General features: G+C 69.3%; 9 protein-coding genes. 6 read left to right on the top strand and 3 right to left on the bottom strand.

All coding sequences use genetic code 11. From position 1 onward, the window contains the following. Window positions 1–47 precede the first annotated feature (47 nt). Window positions 48–1403: an ABC transporter ATP-binding protein gene (locus ACXJJ3_RS02705; RefSeq protein WP_458168267.1), complete on the bottom strand. Its 1356-nt coding sequence runs from the start codon at window positions 1401–1403 to the stop codon at window positions 48–50. Between the two features lie 21 nt (window positions 1404–1424). Next, a complete protein-coding gene (locus ACXJJ3_RS02710) occupies window positions 1425–3167 on the bottom strand; it encodes an ABC transporter permease (RefSeq protein ID WP_458168268.1) in 1743 nt (580 codons plus the stop codon). 207 nt (window positions 3168–3374) lie between these two features. On the opposite strand from ACXJJ3_RS02710, the gene ACXJJ3_RS02715 reads away from it, so the two are divergent. Next, window positions 3375–3755, top strand: a complete 381-nt coding sequence (locus ACXJJ3_RS02715; protein WP_458168269.1) for an ArsR/SmtB family transcription factor — start codon at window positions 3375–3377, stop codon at window positions 3753–3755. 4 nt (window positions 3756–3759) lie between these two features. Here ACXJJ3_RS02715 and ACXJJ3_RS02720 read toward each other — a convergent pair whose 3' ends face one another. Then, window positions 3760–5178, bottom strand: coding sequence for an alpha-amylase (locus ACXJJ3_RS02720; protein ID WP_458168270.1), 1419 nt, complete (start codon window positions 5176–5178; stop codon window positions 3760–3762). An 85-nt stretch (window positions 5179–5263) separates the two neighbouring features. Between ACXJJ3_RS02720 and ACXJJ3_RS02725 the strand changes: the two genes are divergently transcribed. From ACXJJ3_RS02725 to ACXJJ3_RS02745, 5 genes are all read left to right on the top strand, one after another. Next, entirely contained in the window at window positions 5264–6559 is a 1296-nt protein-coding gene (locus tag ACXJJ3_RS02725) for a serine hydrolase domain-containing protein (protein WP_458168271.1), read from the top strand. A gap of 84 nt (window positions 6560–6643) precedes the next feature. Beyond that, a complete protein-coding gene (locus ACXJJ3_RS02730) occupies window positions 6644–8656 on the top strand; it encodes a dipeptide ABC transporter ATP-binding protein (RefSeq protein ID WP_458168272.1) in 2013 nt (670 codons plus the stop codon). Then, window positions 8653–9603 (top strand): ABC transporter permease, encoded by a 951-nt coding sequence (locus tag ACXJJ3_RS02735; protein WP_458168273.1) that lies wholly within the window; start codon window positions 8653–8655, stop codon window positions 9601–9603. The genes ACXJJ3_RS02730 and ACXJJ3_RS02735 overlap by 4 nt, the downstream gene beginning before the upstream one ends. Window positions 9604–9611: 8 nt before the next feature. Next, window positions 9612–10472 (top strand): ABC transporter permease, encoded by an 861-nt coding sequence (locus ACXJJ3_RS02740; protein ID WP_458168274.1) that lies wholly within the window; start codon window positions 9612–9614, stop codon window positions 10470–10472. 17 nt (window positions 10473–10489) lie between these two features. Next, window positions 10490–12334, top strand: a complete 1845-nt coding sequence (locus ACXJJ3_RS02745) for an ABC transporter substrate-binding protein (protein ID WP_458168275.1) — start codon at window positions 10490–10492, stop codon at window positions 12332–12334. The last annotated feature ends 8 nt before the right edge of the window (window positions 12335–12342 follow it).

Below are 12342 nucleotides of genomic sequence, written 5' to 3' on the forward strand. Positions count from 1 at the left end.
CGCACCTCCGCCCAGCAGATCAGTGCACCGGACGTACCGTCAATCGATTAACCGTCGCGGGTCAGCCGCGTGAGTTCGGCGTACACCTCGGTCAGTACCAGGTCGCCGCTGTCCGCGTCGTAGTCGAAGAGTTCGCCGTAGCGGCCCCAGTCGATCGCGATGTCCAGTTGTTTCTCGGCGTCGTCGGCCGAGAAGCCGCGGCGGAGCAGGTCGCGGAAGAAGTCGTCGTGCAGCGAGCCGTCGTCGCTGTTCTCCAGCGCCTTGCAGATCGTCCGGACGAGCGGCGCGTGCTGGACGGCGAGGTTCGCGAACAGTTCCTTGCTCTCCAGGATGTCCGCGGTGTACCAGTCCCGCCCGATCTCGGTCAGGAACGCCTGCGCGCCGTCGACCTCGAGCAGCCCGAGCATCACCGCGGCGTCCACCAGCGGCAGCAGGTCGTCGACCTCGAACGACAGCTCCAGCGCCAGGTCCGGCAGATCGGTCTGGCCGTTGTGCGCGTACACGATCTCGACCAGCCCGGCGAGTCCGCCGACGGTTGCGTCCGGCAACGGATGGGTCAGCGGACCGGGCGGCCCGGCGGGCGCCGGCCGCGGTTCGTCGCCCTTGGCCAGGGTGGCGTACAGCTGGTCGACCAGCGCGTCGAACGTCGGGCTGCGGCGGTCCCGCGGACGCGGCAGCCGGACCGCGACCTCGGCCTTGATCCGGCCCGGGTTCGACCCGAGGACGACCACCCGGTCGGCGAGCAGCACCGCCTCCTCGATGTTGTGGGTGACGATGCAGACCGCCTTGGTCGGGAAGTCCGGCTGCGCCCAGAGCCCCATCAGCTCGGTCCGCAGGTTCTCCGCGGTCAGTACGTCGAGCGCGGAGAACGGCTCGTCCATCAGCAGCGCGTCGGGCCGCAGGACCAGCGCCCGGGCGAAGCCGACCCGCTGCCGCATCCCGCCCGACAGCTCCTTCGGGTACGCCGACTCGAAGCCGTCGAGGCCGATCAGGTCGATCGCCTCGAGCGCCCGCTCACGCCGCTCGGCGGCCGGCACGCCCCGTGCCTGCAGCCCCAACTCGACGTTGTCCTGCACGGTCAGCCAGGGCATCAGCGCGAACGACTGGAACACCATCCCGACCCCGGGATTGGCGCCGTTCAGTACGGCGCCCCGGTACCGGACGGTTCCGTTGCTGGGGGCAATGAGCCCGGCGACGGTACGGAGCAAGGTGGACTTGCCGGACCCGGACTTGCCGAGCAGCGCGACGATCTCGCCCTCGTGCAGCGTGAGGTCGATGCCTTCGAGGACCGGCAGAGTGGTGCCGCCGGCGCCCGGGAAGAACTTCGAGACGTTGTCGAGTTCGACGATCGCCGGACGGCGCGCGACGGCCGCCGTGATCGGTGTGGATGTAGTGGTGGCCATGCGGCACCTCCCAGATACTTGTCAGCTGAGTGAGTAGCGGGTTTCGGCGAGCCGGTAGAGGCGGCGCCAGAGCAACCGGTTCAGGCCGACGACGTACACGCTCATCACCGTGACGCCGACCAGGGTCTTGGCGAAGTCGCCGGTCTCGGTGGAGCGGGCGATGTACGCACCGAGGCCGGTCGCGGTCAGGGTGGTCGATCCGTAGCTGACCACCTCGGCGACGATCGAGGCGTTCCAGGCGCCGCCCGCGGCGGTCAGCGCGCCGGTCACCCACGCGCCGAAGATCGACGGCAAAATCACGGTCCGCCAGCGCAGCACCAGCGGGAGCCGCAGATTGACCGACGCCTCGCGCAGGTCGTTCGGGATCGCGCTGGCCCCGGCGATCACGTTGAAGAGGATGTACCACTGCGCGCCGAGGCTCATCAGCAGGATGCCGCCGAGGTTCAGGCTGACGCCCGTGCGGATCAGCAGCAGCGTGAACAGCGGGAAGAGGAAGTTCGCCGGGAAGCTCGCCAGTACCTGCACGATCGGCTGGGCGAACCGGCTGACCCGCGGGTTCATCCCGATCCAGACGCCGATCGGCACCCATACCAGCGTGCCGACCACGACCAGGACGACCACCCGGGCGAACGTCACCAGTCCGAGCCCGAACGCGTCCCCGAACGCGCCGAGTCCCGGCCCGTGCGCGACGTACACGAGCATCCGGTACAGGCCCCACCCGACCGCGGCGGCGACCAGCCCGTAGAACACCACGTCGCCCGTCCGCCGGCGCGCGGGGTTCACCCGCAGCGGATGCTCCGCGAGCCCGAACGGACGCGTGCCGCGGTCGAGTGCGACGCCCACCGGCTTCACCAGCAGATGCACGTACTGCGGGACCCGCGAGCGCCGCAGTACGTCGAGAACCAGGCTCCGCGGCGCCTCCGCCGCCTCCGACTCCTCGACCCGGAACCGCTCTGCCCAGGCCGTCAGCGGCCGCCAGAACAGCACGTTGACGCCGATCACCATGACCACCATCACGCCAATCGCCAGGAACATCCGGCCGAGCTGCTCCCGCTCGCTCGCGGCCGCGACGTAGCTGCCGATCCCGGGCAGCGCGTAGGTGTGACCGTTGACGCTGATCACCTCGGAGGCGATCAGGAAGAACCAGCCGCCGCCGAAGCTCATCATCCCGTTCCAGACCAGCGGGATCATCCCGTTCGGTACGTCGAGCCGCCAGAACCGCTGCCACTTGGTCAGCCGCAGCACCCGGGCCGCCTCGTCCAGCTCGCGCGGCTGTGTGACCAGCGAGTTGTAGAACGCGAACGTCAGGTTCCAGGCCTGCGACGTGAAGATCGCGAACACCGACGCACACTCGACGCCGAGCATCGTGTGCGGGAACAGGGTCAGCCAGACCGTCAGCGTGACGGACAGGAACCCGAGCACCGGCACCGACTGCAGTACGTCGAGTACCGGGAGCAGCACCTTCTCGGTACGCCGCAACCGCGCGGCCGCCGTCGCGTAGACGAACGTGAACGCCACGGAGAGCGCCAGCGCGGCGAACATCCGCAGCAGTGAGCGCGCCGCGTAGTACGGCAGGTTCGCAGGGTCGGTCGACACGCTCGACGCCGCGGTCGACGGCGAGAACGGCATCGTGATCCCGTTCGACACCCGGACCAGCAACCAGAACAGCGCGGCCATCCCGGCCAGCACCAGGACGTCGGCGGCGAGGTGAGTACGGGAGCGCAGCGGCGCGTCCTGCGCGGTGAACGGACGGAGCATCGACATCGGAGAGCCTCCTGAACGCAAGCGGGAAGCACCCGTCCCCGAACGTCCGCGCTAGGGCTGACCGAGGAGGGTGCGGAAGACCACGAAAGAGCCATGTCTATGACTGTCAGAATTCATCGCAACCACCTCCTCCGGTCTCATCAAAAAGCTACCCCATACTCAACGGCTTGCGCAAATGAGTGCTCGTTGGGCTAAACTGATGCGATCATGACCTCCGCCATCGATCCCCGTGTCCCACCCGAGCAGCTGGAAGCCGCCGCCTCGACGTTCGATCTGCTGTCCGTGCCCGGCCGGCTGCACCTGGTCGTCATCCTGGCCTCCGGCGAGTACGACGTGTCCACGCTCGCCGAGCTGTCCGGCGCGAACGTACCGGCCACCAGCCAGCAGCTGGCCAAGCTCCGCGCGGCAGGAGTCGTCACCGCGCGCCGGGAGGGCCGCCGTCAGCTCTACCAGGTCAAGGATCCGCACATCCTGACGGTGATCGACCAGATGTTCAGCCATATCGCCCCGGACGGGACGCTCGCGGTTGACTCGTCCGGCCGTCCGCCCCGGCGCCCGCGCTTCACCGCCACCAGCAACGCGACCTGACGCGCTAGGACACCTTCGCACCGGCGTGCAGGGCGAGGCCGTCGGTCGCGGCGACGTCGGCCTGGAACCAGCCGGAGGCGTCGACCGTGTAGGTCGGGCCGGTGCAGTGGCCCGGGGTGTAGTCGCCGTGGAAGATGTCGCAGTACGTGCCGGCCGGGAGGTCGGTGTGGAAGCTGCGACCGGTCAGCGCGGTGCTCTCGTCGTTGAGGACCAGATAGCCCTTGGGGCCGCGGCCGAAGGCGATCGCGTCGTTGCCGTTGTCCCACCATTCGGTGACGCCGGTGCCGCGGACGGTGTTGTGGAAGGCAACCATGTTGGCGATCACCCGCCACTCGTGCTCGCAGCGCCAGCGGTTGCTGAAGCAGGTCGTGTCGACAGTCTGGCCGGTGCTCGTCGACGGCGGGCCTTCGTCGTTCGAGGTGTACTCGTAGCTCGACATCACCTTGGGCGTCCCGTACGTCCAGGCCAGCATGAACGCGTTCGCCATCGCGTACCGCCCGTTGTCGCGGAACGTGAGGACGCCGCTCCCCCGCTGCGTGTCGTGGTTGTCGGTGAACACCACCGCGTGGTCCGACGCCAGCGGCTCCGCGAACGTCTTCAGGTACGCGAGCTTCTCGGTGTTGAAGATCTTCGCCAGGTCCTTCCCGTACCGGAACTCCAGCACGTCACCGTTCCCGACGTACTCGTCCGGGGTGATCGGCTCGCCCGCGCCGTAAATCACCTCTTGGTAGATGTACGCCGGCCGCGACAGCCGCGAGGTGATCGCGGCGATGTCGGTCGCCGGGATGTGCTTCGCCGCATCCAGCCGGAATCCGTCGACGCCGATCGAGAGCAGGTCGTTCAGGTACGCCGCGATCCGCCCGCGCACGTAGTCCGTCTCGGTGGCGAGGTCGGCCAGGTCGACGAGTTCGCAGTTCTGCACCTCCCACCGGTCGTTGTAGTTGACGATGTCGTCGTTCCCGTTCCGCCCGCAGTGGTGGAAGTCCTGGGTCTGGTACGTCCCCGGGTAGTCGTAGTGGCTGTACGTCGACCCGGCGCTGCCCGTGCCGCCCGATGATCCGCCGGTCATGTGGTTGATGACGGAGTCGACGTACACCTTGACACCGGCCGCGTGGCAACTGTTGACCATGGCAACGAACTGGGCACGGGTCCCGCGCCGGGTGCCGTCGAGCTTGTAGCTGACCGGCTGGTAGTCCTGCCACCACGGATACCCGGACCCGGGCAGCACGACATGCTCCTGCGGCGGCGACACCTGGACCGCGCCGTACCCCTTCGGTCCGAGCACCTGTCCGCACTCGCGGGCGACCGAGTTCCAGTTCCACTCGAACAGCTGGACGATCACGTCACGGTCCCCGCTCGGCGCCGCCTTCGCGACGGGAGCGATCAGAGACAAGCTCAACAACACGATCAGGAATCGGCGCATCGGAACAACTCCCTCGGGGCGGTGGGGTACTCCGTGAAACCATCTCGGCGGCGTACCGTGCGGGAAATCGTGTCAGGAGGCTGATGTGCTGGACTGGTTGCAGGAGCGGTTGCCCGGGCTGATCGCGGAGCACGCGGTGCCGGGGATCGCGGTCGGGGTGTGGGCCGGCGGCGAGGTGTACGACGCCGCCGCGGGAGTGCTGAGCACCGGAACAGGCGTCGAGGCGACCACCGACTCGATCTTCCAGATCGGGTCGGTGACGAAAGTACTCACGGCCACGCTGGCGATGCAGCTCGTCGACGAGCGCAAGGTCGAGCTCGACGCCTCGGTGCAGCGGTACCTGCCGCGCTTCGGGCGGGACGTGACCGTACGGCAGCTGATGTGTCATGTCGCGGGCTTCGAGGGCGACATCTTCACCGACACCGGACCGGGCGACGACTGCATCGAGCGGTACGTCGACCTGCTCGACGACGTCCCGCAGCTCTTCGCGCCGGGCTCGATGTTCTCGTACAACAACGCCGCGTTCTGCGTGCTCGGACGGCTGATCGAGGTCGTCCGCGGCAAGCAGTTCGACGTCTGCATGCGAGAGCACGTCTTCGAGCCGCTCGGGATGACGCATGCCGCGAGCAACCCGTACGAGGCGATCCTGCACCGCGCCGCGGTCGGGCACCTGGACGGCCGGCCGGTGACGACCTGGGCGATGGCGCGGTCGAACGCGCCGGCCGGGTCGATGCTGGCGATGCGCGCCCGGGACCTCGTCCGGTTCGCGCGGCTCCAGGGGCAGGTGCTCAGCGCGGAGAGCGCCGCCGCGATGCAGCGGCCGCAGATCACGCTCCCGGACATCGGCTGGGCGGACGCGTGGGGGCTCGGGTGGGAGACGAGCGAGCTGCCGGGCGGGACGGTGATCGGGCACGACGGCTCGACGGTCGGCCAGGCCGCGTTCCTGCGCGTCGTACCGGAGCGTGACGTAGCGGTCGCGATCCTGACGAACGGCGGATCCGCGCGGCCGGTGCATGCCGAGCTGATGGGGCGGCTGCTCCAGGAGCTGGCCGGCGTCACGTTCCCCGAGCTGCCGGTACCGGATCCGGGTGCTCGCCCGGAGCATCCCGAGCGGTACGTCGGCCGGTACGCCTCGCGCGAGTCGGTCACCGACGTACGGCAGGACGCGGACGGGCGGCTGTGGCTCGAGCAGACGCCGATCGGGGTGAGCGCGGAGATCGGCGACCAGCCGCACCGGACCGAGCTGGTCGCGTGGCGCGGCGACAGCCTGCTGCCGGTCGAGGCGTCCGGCGGCGTGCACTGGCCGGTCGCGTTCGTCGGCCGTGACGACGAAGGACGGGCGGAGTACCTGCACACGGGACGGGCGGACCGCCGCGTCTGAAGTGGTGCGATCGGATGAAGCGAGGGCGGGTGATCTGTCCGGCCGGACCAACATGACCTGAGGTTCCGGCAGGACGATCGTCCGATGAACGACTCCCAGGGCGAAGGGCTGCTGACCGTTCGCGACCTGTCGGTCGAGATCCGGCGGGGGTCCCGGATCGTGCGGCCGGTGACGCGGGCGGACCTGGTACTGCGGGCCGGCGAGACCCTCGGCGTGGTCGGCGAGACGGGGTCCGGCAAGTCGATGACCGGGCTCGCGATCATGGGCATGCTGCCGCCCGGCGGGACGGTCACCGGCGGGTCGATCCGGTTCGACGGCCGGGAGCTGACCGAGCTGGCGGCGGCGGAGTACCGGGCGCTGCGCGGCAACGACATCGCGATGGTTTTCCAGGACTCGATGACCGCGCTGAACCCGACGAAGCGGATCGGCGAGCAACTGGCCGAACCGCTCCGGCTGCACCGCGGCGCGAGCAGGCGGGCGGCTCGCGACCGGGCCGCCGAAGTACTGCGGCTGGTCGGCATCCCGTCGCCCGCCGAGCGGATGGACGCGTTCCCGCACGAGCTGTCCGGCGGCATGCGGCAGCGCGTGCTGATCGCGATGGCGCTGGTCTGCGAGCCGCGGGTCATCATCGCCGACGAGCCCACCACCGCGCTCGACGTCACGGTCCAGGCCGAGATCCTCGACCTGCTCGCCGACCTCAAGGCCCGGCTCGGCATGGCACTGATCCTGATCACCCACGACCTGGGCGTGATCGCGGGCCACGCCGACCGGGTCGCGGTGATGTACGCCGGTCAGGTCGCCGAGACCGGACCGACCAAGACCCTGTTCGGTGCGACGCGGCACCGCTACACCCACGCTCTGCTCTCGTCGATCCCCACGCTCGCGCACGACCGCCGCCGGGAACTGCACAGCATCCCGGGCGCCCCGCCGGACCTGACCGTCGCGACCTCGGCCTGTGCCTTCGCGCCGCGCTGCCCCGCCGCCACGGACCGTTGCCGCGAGCAAGCACCGGAGCGGACCGTCGACGGCGACACGACGTACGCCTGCTGGCACCCGGTCGACGAGACCCTGACCATCACGCCTCCCGCGAAGGAGACCGCGTCGGCGCCCGACGAGCAGATCCGGCTGCGGGTGGACGGCTTGGTCCGCGAGTACGGCGCCGGCCGGACGGGCGTGTTCGGGCCGCGCCGAACCGTCAAGGCGGTGTCCGGTGTGAGCTTCGACGTCCGCGCCGGGGAGACGTTCGGGCTGGTCGGCGAATCGGGCTGCGGCAAGTCCACCCTCGGCCGGATGATCGTCGCGCTGGACCGCCCTACCGGCGGCGACGTGCTGTACGACGGTACGTCGGTCGCAGGGCTCAGCTCGCGCGCGCTCGGCGACCGGCGCGCGCAGCTGCAGATGATGTTCCAGGACCCGAGCGCCTCGCTGGACCCGCGGATGCGGATCGGCACGATCCTGCGCGAGCCGCTCGCGATCCAGGGCGTCGGCAACCGTTCCCAGCGGGCTGCGCGTGCCGGCGAACTGCTGCACGAGGTCGGTCTGCCGCCGGCGATCCTGGAGCGCTACCCACACGAGCTGTCCGGTGGCCAACGGCAACGAATCGGCCTCGCCAGAGCACTCGCACTGAACCCGAAGGTGCTGGTCGCCGACGAACCGGTCAGCGCCCTCGACGTCTCGGTCCGCTCCCAGGTCCTGAACCTGATGCGCCGCACCCAGCGCGACCTCGGGCTGAGCAGCGTCGTCATCTCCCACGACCTCGCCGTCGTCCGCTACCTGGCCGACCGGGTCGGCGTGATGTACCTCGGCAAGCTCGTCGAGACCGGTACGACGGACGACGTCTACACCGCGACCGCCCACCCGTACACGGCCGGCCTGCTCGCCGCGGTCCCCGAGCCCGACCCGTCCGCCGAGCGGCCGAACGCCGACGTACGGGTACGCGGTGAACTGCCGAGCGTCTTCGATCCGCCGAGCGGCTGCCGCTTCCGGACGCGCTGCCCGCTCGCGACCGGCCTCTGCGCCGAGGCCGAGCCCGAGCTGACCACGCTGTCCGGGGTTCACCGGGTCGCGTGCCACTTCCCGTTGGAGGTTGCACGATGACCCGGTACGTCGTCCGCCGCCTGCTGATCTCGGTCCTCGTACTGCTCGGGATCTCCGCGGTGATGTTCTTCCTGCTGCACGTGGTGTCCGGGAGCCCCGGCCGGGTCGTCCTCGGGCCGAAAGCGTCACCGGAAGCCGTTACCACGTTCAACCATGACCACGGGTTCGACCGGCCGTTCGTCGTCCAGTACGTGAGCTATCTCGGGCAGCTCCTGCACGGCGACCTCGGTCGTTCGTACAAGCTCAACCAGGGCGTCGCGACCCTGCTCGTCCAGAACGCACCGCGCAGCGCGATGCTCTCGCTCGCGGGACTCGTCCTCTCACTGCTGATCGCCGTACCGCTCGGCATCCTGCAGGCGGTCAAGCGCAACAGCCTGGTTGATCGGCTTGGGACCGCGCTCGCCTACACCCTTTACGCGACACCGGTCTTCCTCCTGGGACTCCTGCTGATCGCGGGACTCAGCCAAGCCGTCCACCTGTTCCCGGCCGAGGCGTCGCAGTCCCACTCCCCCTGGGTCGTCATCACCGACCCGCACGCGATGGCGTTGCCGGTCATCACGCTGGCCGTCACGAACGTCGCGATCTTCTCGCAGTACCAGCGGTCCGCGGCGCTCGAACAGCTCGGGCAGGACTACATCCGGGTCGCCCGCGCGAAGGGTCTGCCCGACCGGCTGATCGTCACCCGGCACCTGCTGCGGAACGCCTGCCTGCCGCTGATCACGCTGCTCGGGCTGTCGATCCCGAGTCTGCTGGCCGGCAACCTGATCGCCGAGTCGCTGTTCAACTACCCAGGCCTCGGCCTGCTGTTCCTGAACAGCCTGCAGCGCGAGGACTACCCGGTGCTGCTCGCCTACACGCTGACGGGCGCCGTACTGACGGTGCTCGGCAACCTCCTCGCGGACGTCGCCCTCGCGGCCGCCGACCGTCGCATCACCCTGAGCGCCTAGGAGCCACCGTGACGAACATCGACGCCGAGGCCGTCACCCGGACCCGGCCCAGGCTCCGGTTGCAGGACCATCCGCTCGGCCTCGCCGGTGGGCTGATCCTGATCCTGCTGGTCGGGTTCTGCTTCCTCGGACCACTCTTCCACCACACCGACCAGACCGACGTCGACATCGTCAACGCGGCCCTGCCGCCGGGCGGCGGCTATCCGCTCGGCACCGACACGAACGGCTTCGACGTCCTCGGCCGGCTGATGCGCGGCGGCCAGGTCTCGCTGCAGATCGGCCTGCTCGCGGCGGTCACCGCGACCACGATCGGCACGCTGTACGGCGCGGTCGCCGGGCTCGCGGGCGGCGTACTCGACGGAGCGTTGATGCGGCTCGTCGACGTGGGGTTGTCGGTGCCGTTCCTGTTCGTGGTGCTGATCCTGTCGGCCCGGTTCAACGCCAGCGTGTGGTCGTTGAGCCTGGTGATCGGCGGGTTCTCCTGGCTGGTCGCGGCCCGGCTGGTCCGCGGCGAAGTGCTGGTCCTGCGGGTCCGCGAGTTCGTGCTGGCCGCGAGGACGATGGGCGCGTCCCGGCCGCGGCTGATCCTCACCCACCTGATCCCGAACGCCCTCGGCGTGATCATCGTCAACATCACCTTCCAGGTCGCCGACGCGGTACTGATCGTCGCCACGCTCGGCTTCCTGGGGTTCGGCCTCCGCTACCCCGCCACCGACTGGGGCGGCCAGCTGGCCGGCGGCGTCACCTCGATCACGTCGGGCTACTGGTGGCTCGTGGTCCCGGTCGGCGCCTGCATCATCCTCACCGTGCTGGCACTCAACCTGCTCGCCGAGGCGCTTCGTGACGCCGTCGGCCAGGGCGCCCAGTGAACCTCAAGGAGCGACACATGAAGAACCTCTCCGGCCGGGTACTGACGGCCGCGGTCGCGATCGCGATGCTGACCGCCGCCTGCTCCGGCGGCGGTACCCCGAAGGCGGACGCCGGCAGCTACGACAAGCTGCCCGTGGAGGCCGGTAAGGCGAAGGCCGGCGGCACCGTGACCGTTGCCCTCAGCCCCGGTCTGAACCCGAACTACATCTACCCCTACGAGCCCGCCTCACAGAACGGCGGCGTGATCGCCCGCGGACTGCTGTGGCGCGCGCTGTACCGGGCGAGCAGCGAGGGCGACAAGCCGGTCGACCCGGAGCTCAGTCTGGCCGAGCAGCCGACGTACAGCCCGGATCGCAAGACCGTGACGATCAAGCTCAAGGACTACAAGTGGTCCGACGGTACGCCGGTCGCCGCGGACGACGTCGTGTTCTCGATCGCGCTGCTGAAGGCCGCGATCGCCGAGGACCCGGCGAACTGGAGCTTCTACACCCCGGGGCAGTTCCCGGACGGCTTCACGGTCCTCGCCACCGACCCGCGGACCGTGACGATGCAGCTCGCCAAGGCGTACAACCCGTCGTACCTGCTCTCGATGCTGGAGCTGATCTACGTGCTGCCGTCGAAGGCGTGGAACCTCGCCAAGGACGGCGGGCCGCACCTGGACTACCACCAGCCGAAGAACGCGCAAGCGATCTACAAGTACCTGACCAAGTCGTCGGAGTCGCAGGCGACGTTCACCACCAACCCGCTCTGGCAGATCGTGAACGGGCCGTACAAGCTGAAGTCGTTCGACCCCGCGACCGGGTCGTACTCGCTGGTGCCGAACAAGGCGTACAGCGGACCGGGCGAGTCCCGGATCGACCAGATCGACTTCAAGACGTTCACGTCGGCCGTTGCCACGTTCAACCAGTTCAAGGCCGGCACGCTCACCGTCGGGATGCTCGACTCCGGCTACATCGCCCAGGTCGACGCGCTCAAGAAGCAGGGTTACAACGTGTACGGCGCGCCGGCCCCGGCGCGGCTCGACTACCTGACGATCAACTTCAAGAACACCACGAACAACTTCGACAAGGTGATCGCCCAGCTGTACGTCCGGCAGGCCCTGCAGCACCTGATCGACCAGCCCGGGTACATCAAGAGCCGCGGCGTCTACAACGGCGCGGCCACCGAGAACTACAGCACCGCCGGCGTCGGGTCGCCGTACCCGCCCGACTTCGGGACGACGCCGCCGTACCCGCACGACACCGCGGCCGCGCAGAAGCTGCTCACCGACCACGGCTGGAAGGTCGTCCCGGACGGCACCACCACCTGCGAACGCCCGGGCACCGGCCCGGACCAGTGCGGCGCGGGCATCCCCGCCGGGCAGACCCTCAGCTTCAACCTGATCGCCGCGAACAGCCCGTCGTACGTCGAGGCACGCGACGTAGCGTTCGTGTCCGCGTCGAAGAAGCTCGGGATCACGGTGAAGTCCGAGACCAAGGCCGTGAACTACATCTACGAGAACTACGGCAACACGTTCGCGCCGGCCAAGAAGAACGAGTGGGCGATGGTCGACTCCGGCTCGCTCTACCAGGCCGTCGGGTACCCGAGCAGCAACACGCTCTTCAACACCACCGGCAGCTTCAACCTCGGCAGCTACAGCAGCCCCGAGGCGGACAAGCTGATCTCGGCGTCGACGTTCGGCGCCGACCCGAAGGCGCTCAGCGCCGAGGTGACGATGCTCGGCAAGGACCTGCCGGTGCTGTACCTGCCGACCCCGGACACGCTCGTCGTCTGGAAGAACACGCTGTCCGGGCCGCCGTCGTCGTTCCGCTCGCTGCTCAGCTACCTGTACTCGCCCGAACTCTGGTACTTCCACGACTGAGGAGACCG

It is taken from the genome of Kribbella sp. WER1, from assembly GCF_054189145.1.

Excerpts from the sequence above, each read along its gene's own strand:
- ACXJJ3_RS02705 (WP_458168267.1), bottom strand. The coding sequence starts at position 1,403 with ATGGCCACCACTACATCCACACCGATCACGGCGGCCGTCGCGCGCCGT.
- ACXJJ3_RS02710 (WP_458168268.1), bottom strand. The coding sequence starts at position 3,167 with ATGTCGATGCTCCGTCCGTTCACCGCGCAGGACGCGCCGCTGCGCTCC.
- ACXJJ3_RS02715 (WP_458168269.1), top strand. The coding sequence starts at position 3,375 with ATGACCTCCGCCATCGATCCCCGTGTCCCACCCGAGCAGCTGGAAGCC.
- ACXJJ3_RS02720 (WP_458168270.1), bottom strand. The coding sequence starts at position 5,178 with ATGCGCCGATTCCTGATCGTGTTGTTGAGCTTGTCTCTGATCGCTCCC.
- ACXJJ3_RS02730 (WP_458168272.1), top strand. The coding sequence starts at position 6,644 with ATGAACGACTCCCAGGGCGAAGGGCTGCTGACCGTTCGCGACCTGTCG.
- ACXJJ3_RS02735 (WP_458168273.1), top strand. The coding sequence starts at position 8,653 with ATGACCCGGTACGTCGTCCGCCGCCTGCTGATCTCGGTCCTCGTACTG.
- ACXJJ3_RS02745 (WP_458168275.1), top strand. The coding sequence starts at position 10,490 with ATGAAGAACCTCTCCGGCCGGGTACTGACGGCCGCGGTCGCGATCGCG.